Source organism: Microbispora sp. NPDC088329 (assembly GCF_040685655.1).
In the GTDB taxonomy this organism is placed as follows: Bacteria; Actinomycetota; Actinomycetes; order Streptosporangiales; family Streptosporangiaceae; genus Microbispora.
Map to the genome: position 1 here is coordinate 90,714 of NZ_JBFBIP010000017.1, position 26,100 is coordinate 116,813.

The 26,100-nt window shown below is 72.4% G+C and carries 21 protein-coding genes; 11 read left to right on the top strand and 10 right to left on the bottom strand.

Going from position 1 to position 26,100, the window contains the following annotated elements:
- Position 1 precedes the first annotated feature (1 nt).
- Positions 2-553 (top strand): helix-turn-helix transcriptional regulator, encoded by a 552-nt coding sequence (locus AB0O28_RS27790; RefSeq protein WP_363645112.1) that lies wholly within the window; start codon positions 2-4, stop codon positions 551-553.
- A gap of 19 nt (positions 554-572) precedes the next feature.
- Here AB0O28_RS27790 and AB0O28_RS27795 read toward each other — a convergent pair whose 3' ends face one another.
- The 3 genes from AB0O28_RS27795 to AB0O28_RS27805 all read right to left on the bottom strand — a co-directional run bounded on the left by AB0O28_RS27795 (position 573) and on the right by AB0O28_RS27805 (position 2,723).
- Entirely contained in the window at positions 573-932 is a 360-nt protein-coding gene (locus AB0O28_RS27795) for a hypothetical protein (RefSeq protein ID WP_363645114.1), read from the bottom strand.
- A 60-nt stretch (positions 933-992) separates the two neighbouring features.
- Positions 993-1,307 carry a hypothetical protein gene (locus AB0O28_RS27800; RefSeq protein WP_363645116.1) on the bottom strand — a complete coding sequence of 105 codons (315 nt, stop codon included), beginning with the start codon at positions 1,305-1,307 and terminating at the stop codon, positions 993-995.
- 264 nt (positions 1,308-1,571) lie between these two features.
- Positions 1,572-2,723: an ROK family transcriptional regulator gene (locus tag AB0O28_RS27805; RefSeq protein WP_363645118.1), complete on the bottom strand. Its 1,152-nt coding sequence runs from the start codon at positions 2,721-2,723 to the stop codon at positions 1,572-1,574.
- 241 nt (positions 2,724-2,964) lie between these two features.
- Between AB0O28_RS27805 and edd the strand changes: the two genes are divergently transcribed.
- Genes edd through eda form a run of 3 tightly spaced genes read left to right on the top strand, consistent with a single transcriptional unit; the run spans position 2,965 to position 6,379 of the window.
- Positions 2,965-4,794: a phosphogluconate dehydratase gene (gene edd / locus AB0O28_RS27810; protein WP_363645120.1), complete on the top strand. Its 1,830-nt coding sequence runs from the start codon at positions 2,965-2,967 to the stop codon at positions 4,792-4,794.
- Positions 4,791-5,765, top strand: a complete 975-nt coding sequence (locus AB0O28_RS27815; protein ID WP_363645122.1) for a glucokinase — start codon at positions 4,791-4,793, stop codon at positions 5,763-5,765. The genes edd and AB0O28_RS27815 overlap by 4 nt, the downstream gene beginning before the upstream one ends.
- Positions 5,762-6,379: a bifunctional 4-hydroxy-2-oxoglutarate aldolase/2-dehydro-3-deoxy-phosphogluconate aldolase gene (eda, locus tag AB0O28_RS27820; RefSeq protein ID WP_363645124.1), complete on the top strand. Its 618-nt coding sequence runs from the start codon at positions 5,762-5,764 to the stop codon at positions 6,377-6,379. Before AB0O28_RS27815 ends, eda begins: the two co-directional genes overlap by 4 nt.
- A gap of 188 nt (positions 6,380-6,567) precedes the next feature.
- On the opposite strand, the gene AB0O28_RS27825 is transcribed toward eda, so the two are convergent.
- From AB0O28_RS27825 to AB0O28_RS27850, 6 genes are all read right to left on the bottom strand, one after another.
- Entirely contained in the window at positions 6,568-7,500 is a 933-nt protein-coding gene (locus AB0O28_RS27825; protein WP_363645126.1) for a PfkB family carbohydrate kinase, read from the bottom strand.
- 223 nt (positions 7,501-7,723) lie between these two features.
- Positions 7,724-8,746: a LacI family DNA-binding transcriptional regulator gene (locus AB0O28_RS27830; RefSeq protein ID WP_363645128.1), complete on the bottom strand. Its 1,023-nt coding sequence runs from the start codon at positions 8,744-8,746 to the stop codon at positions 7,724-7,726.
- 10 nt (positions 8,747-8,756) lie between these two features.
- Positions 8,757-10,370: a glycoside hydrolase family 13 protein gene (locus tag AB0O28_RS27835; RefSeq protein WP_363645130.1), complete on the bottom strand. Its 1,614-nt coding sequence runs from the start codon at positions 10,368-10,370 to the stop codon at positions 8,757-8,759.
- 26 nt (positions 10,371-10,396) lie between these two features.
- Positions 10,397-11,263, bottom strand: coding sequence for a sugar ABC transporter permease (locus AB0O28_RS27840; RefSeq protein WP_363645132.1), 867 nt, complete (start codon positions 11,261-11,263; stop codon positions 10,397-10,399).
- Positions 11,257-12,219: a sugar ABC transporter permease gene (locus AB0O28_RS27845; protein WP_363645134.1), complete on the bottom strand. Its 963-nt coding sequence runs from the start codon at positions 12,217-12,219 to the stop codon at positions 11,257-11,259. The genes AB0O28_RS27840 and AB0O28_RS27845 overlap by 7 nt, the downstream gene beginning before the upstream one ends.
- A gap of 3 nt (positions 12,220-12,222) precedes the next feature.
- A complete protein-coding gene (locus AB0O28_RS27850) occupies positions 12,223-13,518 on the bottom strand; it encodes an extracellular solute-binding protein (RefSeq protein ID WP_363645136.1) in 1,296 nt (431 codons plus the stop codon).
- 418 nt (positions 13,519-13,936) lie between these two features.
- On the opposite strand from AB0O28_RS27850, the gene AB0O28_RS27855 reads away from it, so the two are divergent.
- Positions 13,937-15,205 (top strand): ATP-binding cassette domain-containing protein, encoded by a 1,269-nt coding sequence (locus AB0O28_RS27855; RefSeq protein ID WP_363645138.1) that lies wholly within the window; start codon positions 13,937-13,939, stop codon positions 15,203-15,205.
- 18 nt (positions 15,206-15,223) lie between these two features.
- Here the strand turns inward: AB0O28_RS27855 and AB0O28_RS27860 are convergent, their stop codons facing one another.
- On the bottom strand, positions 15,224-15,841 hold the full coding sequence (locus AB0O28_RS27860) for an amino acid-binding protein (protein ID WP_363645296.1): 618 nt from the start codon (positions 15,839-15,841) through the stop codon (positions 15,224-15,226).
- A gap of 190 nt (positions 15,842-16,031) precedes the next feature.
- Between AB0O28_RS27860 and pulA the strand changes: the two genes are divergently transcribed.
- The 6 genes from pulA (at position 16,032) to AB0O28_RS27890 (ending at position 26,078) form a co-directional block, all read left to right on the top strand.
- Positions 16,032-18,626: a pullulanase-type alpha-1,6-glucosidase gene (pulA, locus tag AB0O28_RS27865; RefSeq protein ID WP_363645140.1), complete on the top strand. Its 2,595-nt coding sequence runs from the start codon at positions 16,032-16,034 to the stop codon at positions 18,624-18,626.
- Positions 18,627-18,713: 87 nt separating this feature from the next.
- Positions 18,714-20,144 (top strand): serine hydrolase, encoded by a 1,431-nt coding sequence (locus AB0O28_RS27870; RefSeq protein ID WP_363645142.1) that lies wholly within the window; start codon positions 18,714-18,716, stop codon positions 20,142-20,144.
- Positions 20,145-20,283: 139 nt separating this feature from the next.
- Positions 20,284-21,681, top strand: coding sequence for a HAMP domain-containing sensor histidine kinase (locus tag AB0O28_RS27875; protein WP_363645144.1), 1,398 nt, complete (start codon positions 20,284-20,286; stop codon positions 21,679-21,681).
- Positions 21,682-21,791: 110 nt separating this feature from the next.
- Positions 21,792-23,870 (top strand): N-acetylneuraminate synthase family protein, encoded by a 2,079-nt coding sequence (locus tag AB0O28_RS27880; RefSeq protein WP_363645146.1) that lies wholly within the window; start codon positions 21,792-21,794, stop codon positions 23,868-23,870.
- Positions 23,867-24,817 (top strand): glycosyltransferase family 2 protein, encoded by a 951-nt coding sequence (locus AB0O28_RS27885; RefSeq protein ID WP_363645148.1) that lies wholly within the window; start codon positions 23,867-23,869, stop codon positions 24,815-24,817. Before AB0O28_RS27880 ends, AB0O28_RS27885 begins: the two co-directional genes overlap by 4 nt.
- The gene (locus AB0O28_RS27890) at positions 24,810-26,078 is read left to right on the top strand and encodes a polysialyltransferase family glycosyltransferase (protein WP_363645150.1); all 1,269 of its coding nucleotides are present in this window, start codon (positions 24,810-24,812) and stop codon (positions 26,076-26,078) included. The genes AB0O28_RS27885 and AB0O28_RS27890 overlap by 8 nt, the downstream gene beginning before the upstream one ends.
- The last annotated feature ends 22 nt before the right edge of the window (positions 26,079-26,100 follow it).

Genomic DNA, 26,100 nt, shown 5'->3' on the forward strand with positions numbered 1-26,100 from the left:
CATGACTCGGACGACACCCGAAACTCACGAGAAGGAGCACCCCACCCTGGGAGCGCTCATCCGGGCCTGGCGGGCTCGTGCGCTGCTGACCCAGGAGCAGCTCGCCGACCGGGCGGGCGTCAACGTACGTACCATCGGCAGGCTCGAAGGCGACGTCGTGGAGCGGCCCCGCAGTGCGTCGCTTCGGCGGCTGGCCGAGGCCCTGGACCTGGACGGGCGGGAGCGGGCCGCGCTCGCCGCGGCGGTGCGGTCCGACGGCCGGCTCCTCGTCCGCCGGTTACCCGAGCGGTGCCTCCTCGTCGACCTGTCGGGCGGGCCGGAGCCCGGCGAGGTTCTCCGCCACCTGTTGTGCACGCTCCGCCCGCCTCGCGAGGCGACCTCGGACCCCGAAGGCTGCGCCCCCGGAAACGGCGACCCCGGAGAATGGGGCCGCCTCTACCGGACGGTCCTGACCGGCCACAGACCGCTGATCGTGCTCGCGGACTCCGCGTCCGTGAGGGTCGTACCCGCCTGCCGGTGCCGGTGCCGGTCACGCCGGAATGCCCGGCGCTGATCCCGCTCATCCCCTCCCATCAGGCGGCCGCGGCACGGCTCGCGAGCGGCTCGCCGCGTCTGCAGACCACACAGAAGAGCCAGAGCTGGACGGCGACGACGCTGCCGCCGTCGCGGATGTTCCGGCAGTAGGCGCGGTAGTTCCCGGTCGCCTCGTACGCGCTGCCCGCGGCCACGCACTTCCCGCACGCGTTGGGCGGGGAGTAGGTGGCTTCCAGGAAGGAGCCCGACGGGGGAAGCGAGATCGAGCAACTCACCGCGGGCGCGAGGCCGGACGCAGCCGGTTCCGCCCACACCGGGGCCGTGCCGGCGATTCCACCCGCCATCAGCGTGAGCGCCGTGCCCAGTCCGATGGCCGTCTTCTTGAAGCGCACGGTCACGATGCCTTCCTTTCGATGGCTTCCGTTGGGCGTGACCGTCGCCGCCGGTCGACGCGGCTGTCAGCGCTTCACGGAGGCGGCGCCCGCCGAGGCGGCCCACACGCCGTCGGCCCGGTCGCAGGCCTCGGCGGCGTGCGCGGGGCTGACGCCGGTCTCCCTGAGCACGTCGTAGCAGAAGACGTAGCCGCCGATCTCGCCGCCGGCGGCCCGTTCGCAGGCCATCCTCTTCGCCGTCGTCTCCGGGTAACCCGCACCGGCGAGATACGAGAGGCAGTCACTGGGGGACGCCTCGGCGGGGGACGCGACGAAGACCGCCGATCCGGCCGCCACAACGGCGACAGCCACCGTCGTGGCCGCCCGGAACCGTCCGAACATGCGAGTTTCTCCCTTCTGCCGACCCGTTTCCGGGCGACCGCGTCGTGCGGCTTCACGCCGGCTGCGGAGGGCGGGGGAAAAAGCGGGCGCCCTGCCGCGGATCGACGTGCACGCATCACTCTTGGGATCCACTCTCATGGCTTTGTGCACGGCGGACCAGGGCGTCCACCGGACATTCGCCGGGCATCCGCGGCGTGCCGGCCTCCTGCGGGAATTCCTCGCAGGAGGGGTTGAGGCGGGATCGCCACTCCGCGGTGGCGGATCTCAGCGGGCGGCGGCGTCGACGGCCTGGGCCGACAGGACGTGGTCGAGGACCATGAGGGCGCAGCCGGTGATGCCCGCACCGGGCCCGAGCCGGCTGCGCTCGATGCGCAGGCTGCGGGTGGCGAGCTGGGTGGAGCGCCGGTAGACCACCTCGCGCACGCCGGACACGAGCGGCTGGAACATCTCGGCGACGTCGCCGCCGAGCACCACGACGGCGGGGTTGAGCAGGTTGACCGCGCCGGAGATGACCTCGCCGAGCCAGCGGCCGGCCTGCCGCACCACGGCCATGGTCTCCGCGTCGCCGGCCCGGACCAGGGCGGTCACGTCGGCGAGCGACGTCACGTCACGGCCTTTGGCCCTCAGCTCGCGCAGGATCGCGGTGCCGCTGGCGACCGAGTCGACGCAGTCGAGGTTGCCGCAGCGGCACAGCACGCCCCCGCCGTCCCGCACCGGGATGTGCCCGATCTCCCCGGCCGCGCCGAGCGCGCCGCGCAGGATGCCGCCGCCGGAGATCACGCCCGCGCCGATGCGGGTGGAGACCTTCACGAACAGCAGGTCGTCGAGTTCGGATGCGTAGACGACGCGGTGCTCGCCCATCGCGATGACGTTCACGTCGTTGTCCACCAGCACGGGCACGCGGAACCGCTCGGCGATGACCGGCGGGATCACCACGCCGGTCCAGCTCGCCATCACGCGGGCGCTCTCGACCCGCCCGGCGGCGAACTCCACCGTGGCGGGGACGCCGAGGCCGATGCCGACGACGTCGGTCCGCCCGTCGAGCAGCTTCTCCCAGGTGTCCATGAGCAAGGGCAGCACGACGGCCGGCCCCTCCTCGACGTCGATGTCCAGGTCGGTGCGGCGCACCACCTCACCCGCGAGGTCGCACAGCGCGATCTGCGTGCGCCGGGCGCCCAGCGAGGCCACCGGCACGATTCCTCCGGAGGCGGCGAAACGCAGCCGTACGGGCGGGCGGCCCCCGGTGGACGGCCCTTCGGCGTCCTCCAGGATCAGACCGCGCTGGAGCAGGTCGGCGACGCGGTGCGCGACGGCCGGGCGGGACAGGCCCGTCACGCGGCCGATATCGGCACGCGTCACCGCCTCCCCGCTCCGGATGAGCTGGAGGACCTCACCTGTGGTAGCTAAACGCGACATCGAGCCTAAGTAGAGCATAGGAACTCACCTAAGTTCAACGACTTATTCATTTTGAGTTACAAAACTAGGCTTGAAAAGTGGCATAACTTCCCGATACTGTCCCTTCCGTGCCTGATCGACACCTGGTGCCCGATCAACGGATCGGGGGCCGGACGTGCCGCCGGGCACACGTCCCGGGACGACGCTTCCCGGGCGAGTTGGACCCCGCCTCGCGGCGGCCCCGGCAGGAGGAGGACCTTCCGTGACGAACCCCGTTATCACCGAGGTCACCGAGCGCGTGGTCAGGCGCAGCCGCGACAGCCGCGGGGTCTATCTGGAGCGGGTGCGCCGCGCCGGGGCCGAGCTGCGCGAGCGGGGGCCGGCCCGGGGACGGCTCGGCTGCGCCAACCTGGCCCACGGCTTCGCCGCCGCGCCCGCCGAGGACAAGCTCGACCTGCGCGGTACGGCGAAGCCCGGCGTGGCCATCGTGACGTCGTACAACGACATGCTGTCGGCGCACCAGCCGTACGAGACCTACCCGCCGGAGCTCAAGCGGGCGGTCCGGGAGGCGGGCGGCGTGGCGCAGGTGGCGGGCGGCGTCCCCGCGATGTGCGACGGCGTCACGCAGGGCCGGGCGGGCATGGAGCTGTCGCTCTACAGCCGCGACGTGATCGCGATGGCGACCGCGATCGCGCTGTCGCACGACATGTTCGACGCGACCCTGCTCCTCGGGGTCTGCGACAAGATCGTCCCGGGGCTGCTCATCGGCGCCTTACGCTTCGGGCACCTACCGGCGATATTCGTGCCCGCCGGGCCGATGACCTCGGGCCTGCCCAACAAGGTCAAGGCCAGGGCGCGGCAGGCCTTCGCTGAGGGCAAGATCGGCCGCCTGGAGCTGCTCGACGCCGAGGCGGCCTCCTACCACTCCCCCGGCACCTGCACGTTCTACGGCACCGCCAACTCCAACCAGCTCCTCATGGAGGTCATGGGCCTCCACCTGCCGGGGGCGACGTTCGTCAACCCGCACACCGAGCTGCGGCACGCCCTGACCGCGGCGGCGGCGCGCCGCGCGGTCGAGATCATCCCGCACGGCGAGGAGTACACGCCCGTCGCCGAGGTCGTGAACGAGAAGGCGATCGTCAACGCGGTCGTCGCGCTGCTCGCCTCCGGCGGCTCCACCAACCACACGATGCACCTGGTCGCCATGGCGGCGGCCGCCGGCATCGAACTGACGTGGGACGACATGGCGGACCTGTCCAAGGTCGTGCCGCTGATCACCCGCATGTACCCCAACGGCCAGGCGGACGTGAACCACTTCCAGGCCGCGGGTGGCATGCCCGTGTTCATCGGCGACCTGCTGGACGCCGGGCTGCTCCACGAGGACGTGCTCACGGTCGCCGGGCGCGGCCTCGGCCTCTACCGGTCCGCGCCCGCGCTGAAGGAGGGCGCGCTGGTGTGGGAGGAGCGGACCGCGCCCAGCACCGACCCCGAGGTCCTGCGGCCGGTCGCCGAGCCGTTCTCCCCCGACGGCGGCATCCACATGCTGTCGGGCAACCTGGGCCGGGCGGTGAGCAAGGTCTCCGCCGTCAAGCCCGGGCATCTGGTGATCGAGGCCCCGGCCAAGGTGTTCGACGACCAGCTCGACCTGCTCGCCGCGTTCGAGCGGGGCGAGCTCGACGGGCAGGACTTCGTCGCGGTCATCCGCTACCAGGGGCCCCGCGCCAACGGCATGCCGGAGCTGCACAAGCTCACGCCGCCGCTGGCCGTCCTGCTCGACCGCGGCCAGAAGGTGGCCATCGTCACCGACGGCCGCATGTCCGGCGCCTCGGGGAAGGTCCCCGCGGCGATCCACCTGTCCCCCGAGGCCGCCGACGGCGGGCCGATCGCGCTGGTGCGCGACGGCGACGTGATCCGCCTCGACTCCGCCGCCGGGACCCTCACCGTGCTCGCCGACCTCACCGGGCGTACGCCGGAGGGCGCGCCCCTGACCGACGAGCAGTGGACCGGCACCGGCCGCGAGCTGTTCGCCGCCTTCCGCCGCACGGTCGGCCCCGCCGAGCGCGGAGCGAGCGTCTTCGGCGGTGTGGCATGAGCCTTCCCTGGCTGGTCGCCGATATCGGCGGCACGAATGCCCGTTTCGGTTTGGTCGCCCGGCCCGGAGGGCAGCCGGAGGCGGTAGCCGTACTCGACGTTTCCCAGCATCTCGGCCTTGCCGATGCCGTAGCCGCCTATCTCGCAGACAATGCGGGCGGAGTTCGGCCGGGGGCCGCGTGCCTGGCGATCGCCGGTCCGGTCGACAGGGACCGGTACCGGCTGACGAACGCGGGATGGTCGGGGTCCGTGGAGGAACTCGGCATCCCGCGCACGGTGCTGCTCAACGACTTCGAGGCGCTGGCGATCTCGCTGCCGCACCTCGCGGGGGACGATCTCGTGCCGCTCGGCGGCCCGCCGCCGGCCGCCGGCCTGACGAAGGCCGTGCTCGGACCCGGCACCGGACTCGGCGTGGCCGGGCTCGTCCCCGTACGGGAGGGCTGGCAGCCGGTGCCCGGCGAGGGCGGGCACGTGGCGGTTCCCGCCGTCACGGATCTGGAGATGGAGATCGTCCGGGCGCTGCGCGCGGACGGCCTGCCGTACGTGGACGCCGAGCACCTGCTGTCCGGCACCGGGCTGCCCCGCCTGCACCGCGGGCTCGCGCTCGTGCGCGGCGTCGCACCCGGGGCCCGTCCGGCGCCTCCGATCACGGCAGCGCAGATCACCGCCTCGGACGACCCTCTGTGCGCGGAGACCGTCGAGGTCTTCCTCGCCCTGCTCGGCGGCTTCGCCGGCGGTGTGGCGCTCACCCTCGGCGCGCGGGGCGGGGTCTACCTGGGCGGCGGGGTTCTCCCCCGCCTGGTCTCGCGGATCCCCGGCAGCGCGTTCCGGGTCCGGTTCGAGACGACCGCGCCCGCGCTGTCGGAGTACGCCGCCGCGATCGCCACCTCACTGATCATCGCCGAGCAGCCGGCGCTTACGGGTGCGGCCGCCTGGCTCGCCCAACGATTTCCCGATGTGGAGCGTGTATGAGCAACCTTCTCGACCTCGCGCCGGTCGTCCCGGTGGTCGTCCTCGACGACGCCGAGAGCGCCGTCCCTCTCGCCCGGGCCCTGGTTGCCGGGGGTCTGCCGGTCATCGAGGTGACGCTGCGCACCCCGGTCGCCCTCGACGCGATCCGGCGGATCGCCGCCGAGGTGCCGGAGGCCGTGATCGGCGCGGGCACCGTGCGGTCGCCGGAGGACGTGGAGGCCGCCACCGGAGCCGGCGCCCGCTTCCTGGTCTCCCCCGGCACCACGCCCGGCCTGCTCGCGGCCATGCTCGCCGCGGGCGTGCCGTTCCTGCCGGGCGTCGCCACGGCCACCGAGGCGATGACCCTGGCCGAGCGCGGGGTGCGCGAGCTGAAGTTCTTCCCGGCCGAGCCGGCCGGCGGCGTCACGTACCTCAAGGCCCTGGGCGGCCCGCTGCCCGACGTGCGGTTCTGCCCGACGGGCGGCATCACCCCGTCGAACGCGCCGGCCTACCTCGCCCTGCCGAACGTCGGCTGCGTCGGCGGAAGCTGGCTCACCCCGCGCAGCCTGGTCACGGCGGGCGACTTCGCCAGGATCGAGAAGCTCGCATCCGAGGCCGCGGCGCTGCGTCCGTGAGCGTTCTGCCCATAAGCGCTGTGCCCATAAGCGCTGGGTCCGTGAGCGCTTCCTGAGCCTTCCCAGCTCGCCGGTCCGGCCGTCCTCCCTCTGCCGAGCCGGTGGCCATGCCCGTGCCCGCGATCCGGGCACGTCCATGGGTGCCGGGCCCGTGACCGCTCACCGGCGGTCGCGGGCCCGGCGTCGTCTCATGGGAGGGCGTCCAGCAGGGCGTCCGGGCCGATGGGGTCCTCATGGGTGCCCTCCGAGGTGCACGCGTGCGCCCCGGCCACGGCGCCCAGCCGTACGCACTCCTCCAGGGGCCGGCCGGCCAGCCGTCCGTACAGGAAGCCGGACACGAACGCGTCGCCGGCGCCGTCGCTGTCGGCCATCGGGCCGGGCAGCGGCTCGGCCGGGAAGTGCCGGACCTCGCCGCGGCCCTGTTCCGGGATCTCGCCGCGGCTCCGTTCCGGCACGGCGAGCACGTGGCAGCCCTCGGCCCCGGCCGTGCACACGACCACCGACGCACGGCCCCGCTCCGCGATCGCCCGCATGACCTCCTCCCGCCGTCCGCCGAGCTTCGCGGCGGACAGGAAGACCAGGTCGGAGGAGTAGGCGAAGTCCTCGTGGTGCGGGTTCTCGCCGTCCCAGTCGTGCAGGTCGGTCGAGACCGTCGTGCCGTCCGGGATGTCGGCGTACGCGTGCCGGGCGAAGTCCACGATCGAGATGTGGGCATGCCGGGCCGCCCGGAGGGCGGGCAGGTAGAGGCCGGCGGGCATCCGCTGGCCGGGGACGACCCGGGGGTCGAAGAGCGACAGGCGCCTGCCGTCCGGGCCCACGAGCAGGACGCTGCGGCGGGTGCCCGCCTCCGACACCGCGTGGGCGAAGTCCACGCCGCGGGCGGCGAGGTGGCCGCGGATCAGCGCGCCCTGCGGATCGTCGCCGATCAGGTCGACGAACTTCACGCGCAGGCCGAGGGCGTGGCAGCCGAGCGCCACGCCCGCGCCGGTGTTGCCGATCCGGTCCACGACGGGCGGCACGGCGTAGGTGTCGGCGTACGGCAGGGGCAGTTCGGGCACGTAGACGGTCGTGTCGACGCCGGCGCCGCCGACGACCACGACGTCGAAGGTGTGATCGGTCATTCGCAACGCTCCTGAGGACATGTGGAGATCCGGCGCGGTGACCTCGCGCGTCCGCGCGGGAAGAGGGGAAAGACGATCGGTCCGATGCGGCGTGCCCGCACCGGCCTGCGGGCACGCCGGACGGCGCCGGCGCTTCACGCGGTCACGAGCGGCCGGGACCGGCGGCGGCCATCCGCGTCAGGACCGGACAGCGGGGCTCGGCGACAGGGCTCAGGGACAGGGCTCAGCGGTTGACGAGGGGGCCCGAGCTGGTGGAGCCGCGCACAACGAGCTCGGGCTGGTAGATCAGTTCGACGTGTTTGGCCGGGGTGCCGCCGATCTCCTCGAGCAGCGTCTCGACGGCCGCGGCCGCCATCGCGCCGATCGGCTTGCGCACGGTCGTCAGCGGCGGGTCGGTGAACGCCATCAGCGGTGAGTCGTCGAACCCGACGACCGACACGTCGCCGGGCACGGACAGCCCCCGCTCGCGCGCGGCGCGGATCGCGCCGAGGGCCATGAGGTCGCTCGCGCAGAAGATCCCGGTGCAGCCGCGGTCGAGCAGCGCCGAGGCGGCGGCCTGCCCGCCCTCGACGGAGAACAGCGAGTGCCGGATGAGGTCGTCGACGTCGGACAGGCCGAGCAGCTGCGCCATCGCCAGGCGGAAGCCGTCGATCTTGCGGATGACCGGGACGAACCGCCGCTGCCCCAGCGCGAGGCCGATGCGCTCGTGCCCGAGGTCCACCAGGTGCTGTACGGCCAGGCGCGCGGCGAGCCGGTCGTCGGGCGAGATGAACGGCGCGGGGATGGCCTCGTTGTAGCCGTCCACCAGCACGATCGGCAGCCCCCGGTCGGTGAGCCGCGTGTAGCGGTCCATCCGCGCGGTGGTGTCGGCGTGCAGGCCGGAGACGAAGACGATGCCGGACACGCCCCGGTCGAGGAGCATCTCGGTGAACTCGTCCTCGGGGGCGCCGCCCGGCTCCTGGGTGCACAGGATCGGCGTGTAACCGTGCTGGATCAGCGACTTCTCCATCGCCTGCGCGAACGCCGGGAAGATCGGGTTGCCGAGCTCCGGGATCACCAGGCCGATCAGGCCGTTGCTGCGCTGGCGCAGCCGCTGGGGTCGCTCGTAGCCCATCAGGTCGAGGGCGGTGAGCACGGCCTGGCGGGTGGCCGGGGAGACCCCCGCCTTGCCGTTGAGCACACGGCTCACCGTCGCCTCGCTCACTCCGGCCTGAGCGGCGATGTCGGCGAGCCGTGTGGTGTTCATGAGCATCACTTTAGACATTCTTCGGGGTCCACCAGGTGGCGGAGTCGGGCGCGAGCCGCACCACTCCGCCGGCGATCTCCGGTCCCCCGCTGGCGAGCAGCAGGTCGCCCGGCGTCCCGGTCTCCACCCATTCCGGGGTCATGTTGAGGACGCAGACGAACGCATCGCCGCGCCGGAACGCGAGCGTGCCGGCCGGGCTGTCGAGCCAGGTCAGCGAGCCGTCGCCCAGCTCCGGGTGCTCCCGCCTGAGGGCGAGGGCGGTCCGGTAGAGGCTGAGCGTCGACGCGCCGTCCCGCAGCTGCGCCTCCACCGACATGTCGCGCCACTCGGCCGGCATCGGCAGCCAGCTCTCGTAGATGCCCGGCGGGGTGAAGCCGTACGGCGGCTCGCCCGCGGCGGTCCACGGAAGCGGCACCCGGCAGCCGTCGCGCCCACTGTCGGGGTCGCGCAGCCGCTGCGGGTCCTGCAGGTACTGCTCGGGCAGGTCGAGCACCTCGGGCAGCCCCAGCTCCTCGCCCTGGTAGACGTAGGCCGAGCCGGGCAGCGCCAGCATGAGCAGCGCCGCCGCCCGCGCCCGCCGCAGGCCGCGCTCGCCGCCGCCGTAGCGGGTGACGTGCCGCTTGACGTCGTGGTTGGACAGCACCCAGGTCGCGGGCGCGCCCACCAGCGCCGACGTGCGCACCGACTCGTCGATGACCTCCCGGAAGCGGGCGGCCTCCCAGGGCGTCTTCAGGAAGTGGAAGTTGAACGCCTGGTGCAGCTCGTCGGGGCGGACGTAGTTGGCCAGGCGCTCGGGCGAGGGCGCCCACGCCTCCGCCACCCCGATCCGCTCGCCCTCGTAGGAGTCGAGGATGCGGCGCCAGGCCCGGTGGATCTCGTGCACGCCGTCCTGGTCGAAGAACGGCACGATCTGCGCGCCGATCATCTCGGCCTGGCCCGTGGCCCCCACGTCGGGCAGCCCGGGGGCCTTGATCATGCCGTGCGCCACGTCGATCCGGAAGCCGTCCACCCCGAGGTCGAGCCAGAACCGCAGCACGTCGGCGAACTCCTCGTGCACCTCGGGGTGCTCCCAGTTGAGGTCGGGCTGCTCGGGGGCGAACAGGTGCAGATACCACTGGCCGTCCCCGACCCGGGTCCAGGCGGGCCCGCCGAAGATCGACTCCCAGTCGTTGGGCGGCAACTCGCCCGCCGCGCCCTTGCCCTCGCGGAAGATGTAGCGCTCCCGCTCCGGGCTGCCCGGCCCGGCCTTCAGCGCCGCCTCGAACCAAGGGTGCCGGTCGGAGGTGTGGTTGGGCACCACGTCCACGATCACCCGCAGGCCGAGCCGGTGGGCGTCGGCGATCAGCGCCTGGGCGTCCGCCAGCGACCCGAAGATCGGATCGACGTTGCGGTAGTCGGCCACGTCGTACCCGAAGTCGGCCATGGGCGAGGGGTAGAACGGCGTCAGCCAGATCGCGTCCACGCCGAGGTCGGACAGGTACCGCAGGCGGCTGCGGACGCCGAGCAGGTCGCCGACCCCGTCGCCGTTGCCGTCCGCGAAGCTGCGGACGTACACCTGGTAGATCACCGCGTCGCGCCACCATCTGGTGGTGACCGCGGACGGCTGGACGACGAGTTCGGTCATTGGGATCCCCCGATTCTCATATAGGGTCACGCCTTCGTCGCGCCGGCCGTCAGGCCGGTGACGAGGTGGCGCTGGACGAGCAGGAAGACGACGGCCGCCGGGATGGCGATCAGCACCGACGACGCCGTGAGCAGGCCCCACTCCGCCTTGTGCTGGCCGACGAACTGGTCGAGGCCGACCGCGAGCGTGTACTTGTCGTCCCCGGTCATGAACGCCTTGGCGTACGCGACCTCCGCCCAGGCGGTGAGGAACGAGTAGAACGCGGCCACGGCCAGGCCGGGCTTGGCCAGCGGCAGGATGAGCCGCCAGAACGTGCCGAACGGGGTCAGGCCGTCCACCCGGCCCGCCTCGTCGATCGTCACGGGGACGGTGTCGAAGTAGCCCTTCATCATCCACGCGCAGAACGGCACGGTGGAGGTGAGGTACGCGATGACCAGGGACGGGAACTGGTTGATCAGCCCGAGCCCGGCCATCAGGTTGTAGATCGGCACGATCAGGATCGCCACGGGGAACATCTGCGTGATCAGCAGCATCCACATCACCGAGCGGAAACCGGGGAAGCGGAAGCGGCTGACCGCGTAGCCGGTGGTGGCCGCCAGCAGCACGCCGAGCACGGCGGTGATGAGCGAGACGATGACGGAGTTGGCGGCCCACGTCAGGAACCGGGTCTCCCCCAGGACCTGCGTGTAGTTGGCGAGCGTGGGGTGGTCGATCGGCGCGACCGAGGCGGTCTCGATGACCGTCCGCGGCTTGAGCGAGGTCAGCACCAGCCACGCGACCGGGAACACCGACACGATGCTCGCGGCGATCAGCGTGAGGTGCAGGGCGATCGACCTGCCCGGGCTGCGCCTGTCTCGGCTCCACGCGCCCGTGGGAGCGGCCCGGCTCACCATGCCTCCCCCTGCTGCTTGAGCGCGCGCCGGTAGACCGCGGCCAGGACGACGAGCAGCGCGAGGATCACCATGCCCCAGGCGGCGGAGCCCGAGTAGTTCCTGATGCCCTCGAACGCCTGGCGGTAGGCGTACGTCACGAGGATCTCCGTGGCTCCGCCCGGTCCTCCCTTGGTCAGCAGGTAGATGACCGGGAACTGGTTGAACGTCCAGATCGTGCCGAGCAGCACGACCGTGCTCGACACCGGACGCAGGCCCGGCAGCGTGATGTGGCGGAACCGCTGCCACGGCGTGGCGCCGTCGACCTCGGCGGCCTCGTACAGCTCGCGCGGGATGGCCTGCAGGCCGCCGAGCATCGCGAGCATCATGAACGGCACGCCCAGCCAGACGTTGCAGGCGATCACCGAGACCTTGGCCCAGAACGGGTCGTCGAGCCAGGCCACCCCGGCGAACCCGGCCGCCCGCAGCATGGCGTTGACCACGCCGAACTCGCCGTTCAGCAGGTAGCGCCAGATGAAGGCGGACACGAAGGCGGGCACGGCCCAGGGCAGCACGAGCAGCACGCGGTAGAACGACCGCAGGCGCATGGGCCGGTTGAGCAGCAGGGCCAGCCCGAGGCCGATGCCCACGTGCAGGGCCACGCACGCGACGGTCCACACGACCGTCCAGGCGAGCCGGCCGAGGAACTCCGACGAGGTGATGATGTCGGCGTAGTTCTGCAGGCCCACGAACTCGTACGTGGACGGGATGACGTTCATCCCGATCGTGCGGCCCATGGTGGCCTCGGTCGCGTCGGTGAGCGACAGGTACACGCCCCGCACGAGGGGATAGCCGACCAGCACCAGCGTCACGATGACGACCGGCGCGGTCATCGCCCAGGCGTACCAGTGGCGCGACAGGAGGCGCCGCGCCCCACTGCGGGGCGCGGCCCTTCTCGTCGCGACGACGTCAGCCGTCATGGCCTACAGGCTCCAGCCCTTGAGGATGCCCTGGTAGGCGGTGGCGACGTCCTTGAGCATGGGCTCGGTCGTCGTCTGCCCGCCGGCGAGCTTCTGGTAGCCCTCGACCAGCGGCTGGAACAGTGAGGCGGCCTCGGGGATCCAGGGGCGCTCGACGGCCGTCTCCATCGGCTTCGCCCACTGGGCGATCTTCGGGTTCGCGGTGGCCTCCGGCGCGCTGTAGGCGGGTAGCCGGGTCGGCAGCAGGCCGAGCTTGCCGGCGATCTTCGCCTGGCTCTCCGCGCTCGCCATGTACTGGACGAACAGGTAGGACGCGTCGAGGTTCTGCGACCCCGCGTACACGGTGTAGTCGTGGCCGCCCAGCGGCGAGCCCGCCTTCACCGAACCGGCGGGGACCGGGGCGACGCCGAAGTTGTCCGGATTGTCCTTGAACACCTTGCCACCGAGGTTGTCGGCGTTCGACCACGGCCCGTTGAAGATCATCGCGACCTTGCCGTCCTTGAACGCGGTCTCGGCGTTCGTGTAGCTGTCCTGCAGCGCGGGCTTGACGGCGGCGCCGGACGTGATGAGGTCCTCGACGATCTTCACCCCCGCCACGCTTTGCGGGGACGAGATCGTGATCTTCTTGTTCTGGACGTCGACGAAGTCGCCGCCCTCGCCGTAGATGAACGGAAGCAGGAAGTAGGCGTCCACGTTCAGGGCGATGCCGCCGGCTCCGGTCTTCGACTTGACGTCGAGCGCCACCTTCTTGAGGTCGGCCATCGTGGCCGGAGGCTCGTCGTAGCCCGCCTTCTTCAGTAGTTCCTTGTTGTACAGGAGGCCGAGGGTGTCCGTCACCTGCGGCACGCCGTAGGTCTTGCCGTTGAACTTGCCGCTGGCGGCCGGGACGGGCAGGAACTCCTCGGGCTTGTCGAGGGCGGGGGTGCCGTCGAGCGGGGCGAGATACCCCAGCGAGGCGAACTCCGCGACCCAGCCCACGTCGGTGCGCAGCACATCGGGAGCGCCGGAGCCGGACTGCGCGGCGGTCTTGAACTTGTCCCGCGCGTCCGCGAACGGCACGTTGACGTAGTTGACCTTGATCTTCGGGTACGTGCTCTCGAAACCCTTGATGATCTCCTGGAAGACCGGGCCCTCGGTCGTGGCGTCCGAGGTGTCCCACCAGGTGACCGTGCCGGACACCTCAGCGGGGACGGCGCTCTTGGCCGGGGCCGATCCGGCGCCGCCGGAAGAGCTGCCACAGGCGGTGACCGCCAAAGCGAGCGCCGCGGCCACCGCCGCGGACGTGAGGACTCGCCTCATCTGCGTCGCACTCCTTGCTCAGGGGGGATTTGAGCGGAACGTAACAGGGGCGGGGAGGGGATGAAAGGCCTTGCAGAAACTTTCAGCAATTTCGTTACCTTTGACGTTTCCCGAAGGGCCATCGGGAGGTCACGACCGGGCCCTGACAGGCGCCTTGAGCGAGGGGAAAGTAACGAGTAACGAGCAGTTGCACGCAGATGCCGGATCTTTCACGACACGTATGGACACGGGCGCCCGCAACGCGATGTACTACCTCATCATTTACACCGACGGCTGGGGATCCGGGCGCGCCTGCTCGGGAGGAACGAGCTTGCATGAGCGAGCGTAGCGAGCGCATCAGTGAAGACGGCGTCTGGCAAGGCGTTTACCTGCGCGCCTACGGCACGACCCCAATCGGGGCCGAAGTCGAGGAGGTGGCATGAGCACCGTCGTCCTCGACAACGTGACGAAGGTCTACCCGGGGGGGTATCTCGCGGTCGACCGTATGAACCTGCGCGCGGAAGAGGGTGAACTCCTCGTCCTGCTCGGGCCGTCCGGCTGCGGGAAGTCCACGCTGCTGCGGATGATCGCGGGCCTGGAGGACATCACCTCCGGCGACCTGTGGCTGGGCGGGCAGCTGGCCAACAACCTCGCCCCCCGGGACCGGGACGTCGCGATGGTCTTCCAGAACGGCGCCCTGTATCCCCATCGGACGGTGCGCGGCAACCTGTCCTTCCCGCTGGAGATCGCCAAGGCCGACCCGGCCATGGTCAAGCAGCGGGTCGTCGAGCTGTCACGCGCGCTGCACATCGGCGACACGCTGGACCGGCGGCCGGGCACGCTGTCCGGCGGCCAGCGCCAGCGCGTGGCGATGGGCCGCGCGATCGTGCGCCAGCCCTCGCTGTTCCTGATGGACGAGCCGCTGTCCAACCTGGACGCGGGCATGCGCACCGAGCTGCGCATGGAGATCTCGTCGCTGGTGCGCGCCCTCGGGGTCACCACCATCTACGTGACACACGATCAGGTCGAGGCCCTCACCCTGGCCGACCGCATCGCCATCATGAACCGGGGCGTGCTGCAGGACATCGGCACTCCGGCGCAGGTCTACAACGACCCCGCGACCGCGTTCACCGCGGCGTTCCTCAACTCGCAGCAGCTCAACCTGCTCGCGGCCACGGTCCGCACGCCGCAAAATCAGTACATAATGCTCGATTTCGGTCCACATCAGCTCACCATGCCCTGGACCGATCCACGGGCGTACGCCGTGTCCCAGCACACCGGCATGCAGATCATCGTGGGGATCCGGCCCGACGGGCTGGTCCCCGTACCGGAGAAGACCGAAGGGCCGACCTTCTTCGGGCGGGTGCGGACGCTGGAGTATCACGGCCATGAGTGGCTCGCCTATCTGGAGGCCGGGATCCCGGGCGTCGTGGTGCCGGAGCCGCCGGACCGCCGTCAGCTGAACGGCTCGGGAGGCGGCGGCAGGGCGCGGTCGATGATGCGCCGCCTGCTGAACGGCTCCGCCCCCGTGGAGGAGGAGCCGCCGCCGATCTCGCAGTCGGGCACGCACCGCCGCGCGGACCTGATCGTCAGGCTCGGCAACCGCCCCGTGTGGCGCGCGGGCGAGCACGGCCGGGTCGCCGTCGACGTCTCCCGGCTCATGCTGTTCACCATGGACGGCGGTCGCATCGACCCGCCGCGCCGCTGACGCCGCTCACGCCGCCCCTCACACCGGGCGGCTGACGCCGCCGGCCAGCACGGAGACGATCCCCACCAGGCGGACGATCTTGTCGAGCTCCGCCCGGTGGAACGCCGGGCCCTGCTCGCGGGCCACCACCAGGTGGACGCCGTCCATCGGCACGCTCGCCAGGTGCAGCCCGCCCTCCTCGAACGCCGACGCGCGCAGCGGGGTCAGCTCGGCCGCGGGCACGATCTGCGGCGCCTGCCAGCTGCCGTGGACGATCGTGCCGTCGGCCGACTCGACCGCCACCGCCCACTCCGCGCTCACCAGGTCGGGCACCGCGTCGACCAGGGTGATGTACGCCCGGTCGGGGTCCGCGGCGACATGGCCGAGCAGGTCGTAGTCGGGGCTCGTGCCGGGCACCTCCCTGGTCGGCCACACGGCCTCCACCCGCGTGCCGGGGACCACGCCGATCCGCTCGCGCAGCTCGCCGGGCTCGAACACGCCCGACCAGGAGACGGTGAAGTCGTCGACCGCGCGGCCCGCCTGCCGCTCCAGCACGGTGACCTGCAGGATGTCCGCGCCCATCACCCCGAACGCGCGCGCCACCTGACCGAGCACCCCGGGCCGGTCGGGGAGCGAAACCCGCAGCCGCAGCAACATCCCCACCACATCCTCTTCACGATCCTCTTCACGCGGCCCAACGTCGACACCAACAGTGTCGGACACGCGTTTCGCGGCTGTTACAGCGGTGGGTCACGGATTGGCCGCGATGTTTCCGGACCCCGCGGCAGCGCCGTGCGCCGCCCGCGCCTCGGGCATGACCGGCCACGGGGCGTGGAAACTGTCAGGTGTGGACGGATACCTCGAGGCGACGGCCCAGTGGATCGACCGGGCCACGGTCGTGTGGAAGGGCGAGGTCGTCGCGGCGAACCACTACGCGCTGGCCTGCTCCGCCGAGGGCGACATCGCGTGCGCCGACGGCGACCTGACCGGCGACGTCCACCTCGTCCGGCTGACTCCCGGGCAGCTCACCGATGCCCAGAAGGCCACGTGGCCGCATCTGGCGGCGTACGGCGCGCTGAAGGTGGACCCGCGCGACGCGGACCTCGTGCGCGACGCGCTGCGCGGGCAGGTCTTGGCCATCGAGCGCGGGCCTTCGGGCGCATTGCTGGCCGCCACCGGGGTGCAGATCCCCGGCGTGCTCGACGACCTGTACGCCGGGGCGGCGAAGGTCCCGCTCGGCCCCACCGAAAACGGCGGGCTCGCGGTGTGGGCGCCGACGGCGCGCACGGTCGAGCTGGCCCTCTACGACGGCGCGTCCACCGATCGCCGGACGGTCCACCCGATGCGCAGGGACGACGCGACGGGCGTGTGGTCGGTCGACGGCCCGGCGTCGTGGCGGGGCCGGTACTACACCTACCTCGTCACCGTCTACGCCCCGGCCGCCGGGAAGATCGTGACCAACGAGGTGACCGACCCCTACAGCCTGTCGGTCTCGGCGGGCTCCGGGCGCAGCCAGATCGTCGATCTCGGCGACCGGTCGCTGCGGCCCGAGGGGTGGACGGCGCTGGCAAAGCCCCGGGCGGTGCGCCAGGACCGGGCGTCGATCTACGAACTGCACGTCCGCGACTTCTCCGCCTCCGACGCCACGGTTCCCGAGGCCGCCCGCGGCACCTACAAGGCCTTCACCGAGAGCGGCGGCGCCGGGATGACCGAGCTGCGCAGCCTGGCGAAGGACGGGCTGACCCACGTCCACCTGCTGCCGGTCTTCGACTTCGCGACCGTGCCCGACCGGAAGGCCGACCGCACCGAGCCCGCCGGTGACCTGACCGCGCTGCCGCCGGACTCCGACCGGCAGCAGGCGTGCGTCGCGGAGACGGCCGCGAAGGACTCCTTCAACTGGGGCTACGACCCCCTGCACTACACCGTGCCCGAGGGCTCGTACGCGACCGACCCGGACCGGAGGATCAGGGAGTTCCGCGAGATGGTCGCCGGGCTCAACGGCGCGGGCCTGCGGGTGGTCATGGACGTGGTCTACAACCACACCCACGCCGCCGGGCAGGACCCCGCGAGCGTGCTCGACCGCGTCGTCCCCGGCTACTACCACCGGCTCATGGACGACGGCACGGTGGCCACCTCCACCTGCTGCGCGAACACCGCCCCCGAGCACACGATGATGGGCCGGCTCGTCGTCGACTCGATCGTCACCTGGGCCAGGGAGTACAAGATCGACGGCTTCCGGTTCGATCTGATGGGCCACCACCCGAAGGCGAACATCCTCGCCGTGCGCGCGGCCCTCGACGCGCTCACGCTCGCGGAGGACGGCGTGGACGGAAGGTCGATCATCCTGTACGGCGAGGGCTGGAGCTTCGGCGAGGTGGCCGGCGACGCCCGGTTCGAGCAGGCCACCCAGACCGGCATGGCCGGGACCGGGATCGGTACGTTCAGCGACCGGCTGCGCGACGCCGTGCGCGGCGGCACGCCGTTCGACGCCGACCCCGGCGTGCAGGGCTTCGGCTCCGGCCTGGGCGATCGGCCCTGCGACCGGCTCGCGCACTACGAGGACCTGATCAAGCTCGGGCTCGCGGGCAACCTGCGCGACTTCACGTTCACCGGCTCGGCCGGCACGTCCGTCAAGGGGTCGGAGGTCGACTACAACGGCGGCCCCGCCGGGTACGCCGCCGGTCCCGGCGACACGGTGACCTACGTGGACGCCCACGACAACGAGACGTTGTTCGACGCGCTCGCCTACAAGCTGCCCGGGGACACCCCGATGGCCGACCGGGTCAGGATGCAGTCGCTGTCGCTGGCGGCGGTCCTGCTCGGCCAGGGCACCGCCTTCGTCCACGCCGGCAGCGAGCGCCTGCGGTCCAAGTCGCTCGACCGCAACTCCTACGACTCCGGCGACTGGTTCAACCGCCTGCTGTGGGACTGCCGCGACGGCAACGGCTTCGGTGGCGGCCTGCCGCCCGCGAAGGACAACGAGGCGCGCTGGCCGTACGCGCGGCCCCTGCTGGCCGACCCCGCGCTGCGGCCCGGCTGCGCGGCGATCGGGGCGGCCCGGGCGAGATTCGGCGAGTTCCTGCGGATCCGCTACTCCTCCCCCGCCTTCTCGCTGGGCTCGGCCGCGGAGATCGGCAGGCGGGTCTCCTTCCCGCCGTCCGGCGCTCCCGGCGTGATCGTCATGCGCATCGACACCACCGGCGTCGATCCCGTGAACACGGCGATCTACGTGGTGTTCAACGCCACCGGGAGGACCGCCACGCCGGCCGTGCCCGCGCTGAGGGGCGCCGGGGCCGCGCTGCACCCCGTGCAGGCGGCCTCGGGCGACCCCGTGGTCCGGCGGGCGTCGGCGGACCCGGCGACCGGCACGCTGACCGTGCCGGCCCGCACGGTCGCGGTCTTCACCCAGACTCATCAGGGGAACCCGGCGCGGCCTCGGTGACGTGGCCGGACCGGAACGGGCCTCACGTGATCGGTGGCCCCGGAAAATCAGTCGTCCACGTGATCGGGCGATCGGTAGGGTCCCCGAATGCCTACTCAACGCCCCCTACTGCCGCGCTCGGCGCCGGCCGCCTCGGGGATGTCGTCGCGTTCGGTCGCCGCGCTGCTGGACCGGCTCGACGCGCGATCCGTCGAGTGTCACTCCCTCATGGTCGTACGCCACGGTCACGTCGTCGCCGAAGGCTGGTGGGCGCCGTACTCGGCCGGACGCCCGCACCTTCTCTACTCGCTGACCAAGTCGTTCACCTCGGTCGCCGTGGGGCTCGCGATCGCCGACGGGCTGCTGTCGCTGGACGACCGGGTGGTGGACGTGCTGCCCGACCACGTTCCGGCCGGCATCTCGGAGCGGGGGCGCCGCCTCACCGTGCACCACCTGCTGTCCATGACGACCGGACACCCCGCGGACAGCCTCGCCGAGGCCTGGCGGCTGGAGCCGGGCGACCTGGTGAAGGGCTTCCTGCGCCTGCCGTTTCCCGAGCCCGGGGGAACACGGCACGCCTACGACAACTCGACCACCTTCATCCTGGCCCGGATGGTGGAACGGGTCACGGGCCGGGGCCTGCCCGAACTGCTCGACGAGCGCCTCTTCACGCCGATGGGCGTCGACCACGCGGAATGGGACCGGGTGGCGAGCGGTGCCGCCTTCGGATTCCACGGGCTGCACCTCACGACCGAGGCCGTCGCCGCCTTCGGTGAACTGCTGCTGCGCGGAGGCCTCTGGGGCGACCGGCGGCTCGTCCCGCGCGAATGGGTGGAGCTCGCGACCAGACGGCACATCGACACCCAGCAGGTCGAGGGCTGGTCGGACAACCCCGACGCCCTGTGCGGGTACGGCTACCAGTTCTGGATGTCACGTCACGGTTACCGCGGCGAGGGCGCCCTCGGCCAGCTGTGCGTGGTCGTCCCGTCACACGATCTCGTGATCGCCGTGACCGCCGCCGTGCCGCAGGGGGAGGAGATACTCGGCGCGATCTGGGAGTGCCTGCTGCCCGGCGTGGACCAGGCGGGGAGCAGCCGGGACGACGAGATCCTCGCCGAGCGGCTGCGGCGGCTGTCGTTCGCGCCGGTGCCGGGTCTGGCCGCCCCGGAGCGTTCCGTCACGGCGAGACTCGACGCCTCCGCCGAGGACTCGGCTCTGCCCGACGGCACCACGGTGATCGTCGATCCCGTGGACGGCGGATGGCTCCTGCGATTCGGGTCGTTCCTCGACGTCGAGGCCGGCCACGGCGAATGGCGGGAGACCTCGCCGCTCGGCCGCCCCGTCGTCGCGGCCGGCGCCTGGCAGGGCGACACGTTCGTCGCCGAGCTCTTCGTCATCACCACGCCGCACCGGGTGCGGCTGGTGGTCGACGCCGCCGCGGGCACAGCGGTGGCGACGTGGAACGCCGTGCCCCTGACCGGCCCCGATCTGGCGTTGCATCTGCGGTCGCCGCTGATGACACGGCCTGACGTGGCGTAGGCGACATGTACCGGTCCGTGACGACGGCCTCGCGGCACCGAGCACGAACTGCGGAGAATTAGGAGACTTTGAGCAACTTTGGTGGGAGCTTTTCGGTGTCGCGAGTTTTCCTAAAGATGACCATCAGTAGCCTCGGGTAATGCTCCTCCCCAGGCGCTCCCCGTCACTGCGAGCCCGGCTGGCACTTCTCGCCGCCGGGACCGCGGCGATCCTGCTGATCCCGCTCGCGGTCGTGGTGCACGTGCTCGTCCGCGACGCGGTAGCGGACCGCATCTGGGACCGGAGCCTGGACACCGCCACCCACGTCGCGGGGCAGATCCGCGACGGGCACCTGAGCGACCCCATCCCGGTCGGCGACGACGGCATCGACCTGATCGAGGTGACGGGGCCGGACGGCCGCATCGTCGCCGAGAGCGCCGCCGCCAAGAACCTGCCGCGCCTGAGCCCGTTACGCACGGCCCCCGGCCGCGAGATCACCCAGACGACGGCCTGCTCGCCCACCGGGCACGACTGCCTCTACGTGACCGTGCTGCGGGTGTCCCCGGGCTCCGGCTCGAGTCTCGTCTACGCGGGCCGGGCGGCCCCGCCGATCCTCGACACCCCCTTGACGCTGCCGGCGCTGCTTCTCGCGGCCCTGCTGCTCGCCGCGCTGGCGGGCTGGACGGCCTGGAAGGTGACCGGCCGCGCGCTGCGGCCCGTGGAGGCGATCCGGTCGGAGCTCGCCGGGATCAGCGAGAGGAACCCGGGCGGCCGGGTGCCCGAACCGCCCGGCGACCACGAGTTCTCCCGGCTGGCTCAGGCGGCCAACGACGCGCTGTCCCGGCTGGACATGTCGATCCAGCGGCAGCGGCAGTTCGCCGCCGACGCCTCGCACGAACTGCTCACTCCCATCGCCGGGATCCGCGCCCAGCTGGAGAGCGCGCGGCTGCATCCCGAGGACACCGACGAGGCGGTCGGCGCCGCGCTGCGCGACACCGAACGCCTGGAGGCGATCGTCGCCGACCTGCTCCTGCTCGCCCGGATCCCCACGGTGCCGGAGGCCGCCCGGGAGGAGGTCGACCTGTCCCACCTGGTCGTCACCGAGGTCGGGCGGCGGGCGGAACGGCTGCCGACCCACCTCCACAACACCCCGGGGGTGACGGTCAGGGGGATGCGCCGCCACCTCGCCCGGGTCGTGGCGAACCTGCTCGACAACGCCGAACGGCACGCGCTGACGCTGGTGTGCGTGCGGGTCGAGCGCACCGGGGACGAGGCCGTCCTGTACGTGCGCAACGACGGCCGGCCGATCCCCGAGGCCGACCGCGAGCGGATCTTCGAGCGCTTCTACCGCACCGACGCCGCGCGCAGCCGCGACCGCGGCGGCACGGGCCTCGGCCTGGCCATCGCCCGCGAGGTCGTCGAGGCCCACGGCGGCTCCATCAGGGTCGAGGACGTCACGGACGGCGAGCCCGGCGTGCGGTTCGTGATCACGCTGCCGCTGGCTCCGGACGACCCCGCCGACGGCGGCGACACGCAGAATTCAGAGCCGCGCCCCTGATCGTTCAGCCGAGTAACCCCGAACGAAAGGACCTGCTGGCTAGTTTTCGGGACACCCCCGGCCCCCTTGGGTCACGCGGGTTCCCGATGTCGCAGGTAGAGGAGTCACTCGTGCGAGTGCTGGCCGTCGTCCCCGCCCGTGGAGGCTCGGTGGGCGTCCCGCTGAAGAACCTGGAGAAGGTGGGCGGCATCCCTCTCGTCGCCCGCGCGGTGGACGCCTGTCTGCGCGCCGAACTCGTGGACCAGGTGGTCGTCAGCACCGACCACGACGGGATCGCCGCGGTGGCCGAGGCCGCGGGCGCCCGGGTCGTGCGCCGGCCCGCCGATCTCAGCGGCTCGACCGCCTCCAGCGAGTCCGCCGTGCTGCACGCGTTGTCGGAGCTGTCAGGACGTGCCGGCGAGGAGCCGGAGATCGTCGTGCTCGTCCAGTGCACCAGCGCGTTCCTCGACCCCCGCGACCTCGACGCCGCCGTCGCGAAGGTGCTGGACGGCGCGGCCGACTCGGTCTTCTCCGGCACCGAGACCTACGAGTTCGTCTGGACCGGCGCCGGCGACGGGGTGAACCACGACCCGGCCGTGCGCCCGCGCCGCCAGGACCGCGAACCCCACTTCCGCGAGACCGGCGCGTTCTACGTCATGCGGGCGGAGGGCCTGCGCGAGCGCGGCCACCGCTTCTTCGGCAGGGTGGCCGTGCAGCCGGTGCCCGCCCGGCACGCGGTCGAGATCGACACCCCCGAGGACCTGGAGATCGCCCGGGCGCTCGCGCCGTTCGTGGACGAGCCGCTGCCGATCGACGTCGACGCGGTCGTCACCGACTTCGACGGCGTGCACACCGACGACCGCGCGTTCGTCGGCTCCGACGGCCGGGAGATGGTCGCGGTCAGCCGCTCCGACGGGATGGGGATCGCGCTGCTGCGCCGGGCCGGCGTGAAGGTGCTCGTGCTGTCCACCGAGCGCGACCCGGTCGTCGCCGCCCGCGCCGCCAAGCTGGGCGTGCCGGTGGTGCAGGGCCTCGGCGCCAAGGACGTCGCGCTGCGCGAGTGGCTGGCCGCCGAGGGCCTGGCTCCCGAGCGGGTGGCGTACGTCGGCAACGACGTCAACGACCTGTCCTGCATGGCGATCGTCGGCTGGCCGGTCGCGGTGCCCGACGCCCACCCCCGGGTGCGCGCCGCCGCCCGCGTCGTGCTGTCGGCCCCCGGGGGCGCCGGAGCCGTGCGCGAGCTGTCCGACCGGGTGCTCGCGGCCCGCCCGGCCGCCGCGCTGGAGACCGTCCCGGTCCCCGCGCCCGTGGCGTACGGCCGTGCCGTCTCCGGCACGCCGCGGCCGGTGCGGATCGGCCGGTCGCTGGTCGGCCCCGGGCAGCCCGTCTACGTGATCGGCGAGATCGGCATCAACCACAACGGCGACGTCGACATCGCCCGCAAGCTGATCGACGTGGCCGCCGACGCCGGCTGCCAGGCCGTCAAGTTCCAGAAGCGCACGCCGGAGATCTGCGTGCCGCCGGAGCAGCGCGACCAGATCCGGCAGACGCCGTGGGGCGAGATGACCTACATGGAGTACAAGCTCCGGACCGAGTTCGGCGCGGACGAGTACGCCCACATCGCCAAATACTGCGATGAGCGCGGCATCGACTGGTTCGCCTCGCCCTGGGACGTTCCGTCGGTGGAGTTCCTCGAGGACATGGACGTCGTCGCGCACAAGGTGGCCTCGGCCTCGGTGACCGACCACGAACTGCTGCGCGCGCTGGCCGCCACCCGTAAGCCGGTCATCCTGTCCACCGGCATGTCGACGATCGAGGAGATCGACGCGGCCGTGGAGATCCTCGGCACCGAGCGCCTGGTGATGATGCACGCCACCTCCACCTACCCGCTGCCTCCGGAGGAGGCCAACCTCCTCATGATCACCAGCCTCCGGCAGCGGTACGGCGTGCCGGTCGGCTACTCGGGGCACGAGCGCGGGTTGCAGATCTCGCTGGCGGCCGTGACGCTGGGCGCGGTGACCGTCGAGCGGCACATCACCCTCGACCGCGCGATGTGGGGCTCCGACCACGCCGCCTCGCTGGAGCCCACCGGCCTGGAGCACCTGATCCGTGACATCCGCATCATCGAGACCGCTCTCGGCGACGGCGTCAAGCGCGTCTACCCGGGCGAGGAGGCCCCCCGGGCCCGCCTGCGCCGCGCCACGGCATGATCACTCTGTCCGTCGTCGTGCCGGTCCGGGACGGCGCGGCCTACCTCGGCGACGCGCTGACGTCGCTGGCGCGCAACCGGACGCCCGAGTTCGACACCGAGGTGATCGTCGTGGACGACGGGTCGGCCGACGCGACGCCGGAGGTGATCGAGGACTTCCGGCGCGACCTGCCGGGGCTCACGGTCGTCCGCAACCCGGCGCCGGCCGGGCTGGCCGGCGCCCGCAACGCCGGGCTGAAGCTGGCCGCCGGCCGCTACGTCACCTTCCTCGACGCCGACGACTGGCTCGCGCCCGGCTACCTGTCCCGCCTCGTCGCCGCCGCCGACGGGCTGCGGTGCGACTTCGTCCGGGTCGACCACGTCCAGGTCGAGGGGCGCAGGCGGGAGACGCACCGGGCGCCGCAGCCGCGCCGCGGCGTCGTGCTCGACCCCCGTGACGGCATCCTGCCGGCCGATCGCACGACCATGGTCGACTACCCCTACGCCTGGGCCGGGATCTACCGGCGCGAGCTGGGCGACCTGCTCACCTTCCCCGCCGGGCTGCACACCGCCGAGGACCGCCCGTGGATCTGGCGGCTGCACCGCCTGGCCCGGTCGTACGCCGTGGTCTCCCTCGCCGGCGTGTACTACCGGCGGGGGGTCACGGCCTCGCTCACGCGGATCGGCGACGAGCGCCAGCTCCACTTCTTCGACGCCTACGACATCGTGCTCGACGAGGCCGAGCCGCTCTTCCTGCCCAAGGCGGCCCGCAACCTGTGCGCGCTGCTCGCCCACCACGTGGAGCTCGCCGGCCGGTTCACCCCGGCCGTACGCGCCCGGTTCGACGAGCGGGCGCGTACGGCACTCGCCCGGCTGCCGCGCGAGACGCTGACCGAGGCGATCGGCGGGCTGGAGCCCGAGCGGGCCACCCTGCTGGGTCCCTATCTGCCGGGAGGGCCGCGTGCCTGACTCCACGCTGTTCTACGCCTCCACCCTGTTCGGCGCGATGACGATCGCGGCGGCGATCGACGAGGGACGGTTCCGCGACCGCGGCCGGGTCCTCCTCGTGTCGAACAACGCGGCGATCCCGGAGGTCACCCCGGCGCTGGACGAGGCGCCGGGGTTCGCCGCGCTGCGCGACAGGTTCGACCGCGTCCTGTCCTGGAACGAGATCATCGCGCCGCTGCACCCCTCGGACTGGAAACCCCGTTCGATCGAGACGCCCATGCTCGGCCGCCTGCTGCGCGACCTGGTCGGCGAGCCGGACGAGCTGGTGCTGGAGTCGGTCGCGGTGTCCCCGTCGCGTACGCTCGCGGGCCTGATCAGGGACTGCCCGATCACCGTCTACTCCGACGGCCTCATGAGCTACGGGCCGACCCGCGACCCGCTCCCCCAGGAGATCGCCGGGCGGATCACCCGGCTGCTCCACCTCGATCTCGTCCCCGGCCTCGCGCCTCTGCTCCTGGCCGAGCACGGCGTGCCGGCCGAGGCCCTGACGGACGCGTCGTTCGCACGCGTGGCAGGCCGGGTGGCGGAGGCGGCCGAGGCGGCGCCGCGCGCCGGCGCGGTGATCCTCGGCCAGTACCTGTCCGCGCTCGGCCTGCTCACGGCCGAGGAGGAGGCCGGGCTGCACGCGCGCATGCTGCGCGGCCTGGCGGCGCGCGGCCACCGGAGCGTGCTGTTCAAGCCGCACCCCGCCGCCGGGCGGCGGCACGCCCGCGAGCTGCGGCCGGTCGCCGCGGAGCTGGGCGTCGAGCTCCTCGTGGCCGCCGAGACGACGCCCGCCGAGGCGTGCTTCGCCGCGCACCGGCCCGAACTGGTCGCCGGGTGCTTCTCCACCGCGCTGGTGACCGCGCGCCGGCTGTTCGGCCTGCCGGTCGCGACCATCGGCTGCGACCTCGTGCTCGAACGGCTCACGCCGTACGAGAACAGCAACCGGATCCCGGCGACGATCGCGGACGCCGCGCTGCCCCGGCTGCAGGCCGACGGCACGCTCGTCGAGCCGCCCGCCGCCGACCTGCCCGCCCTGGTCGCGGCCGTGGGCTACTGCATGCAAAGCGAAGCCCACCCCGGGCTGCGTGAGGCCGCGACGGCCTACGTGCGCGCCCACGGACCGGCGCGCTACTTCAAGAAGCGCAGGCTGGAGTCGCTGGGCCTGATCGACCGGCCGCGCCCGGCCGCGCCTGCTCCCGGCCCGGCCTCCCGCCTGCGCCGCCTGCTGTCCCGCTGAGCCCTCGCCTCCCAGCGGGACA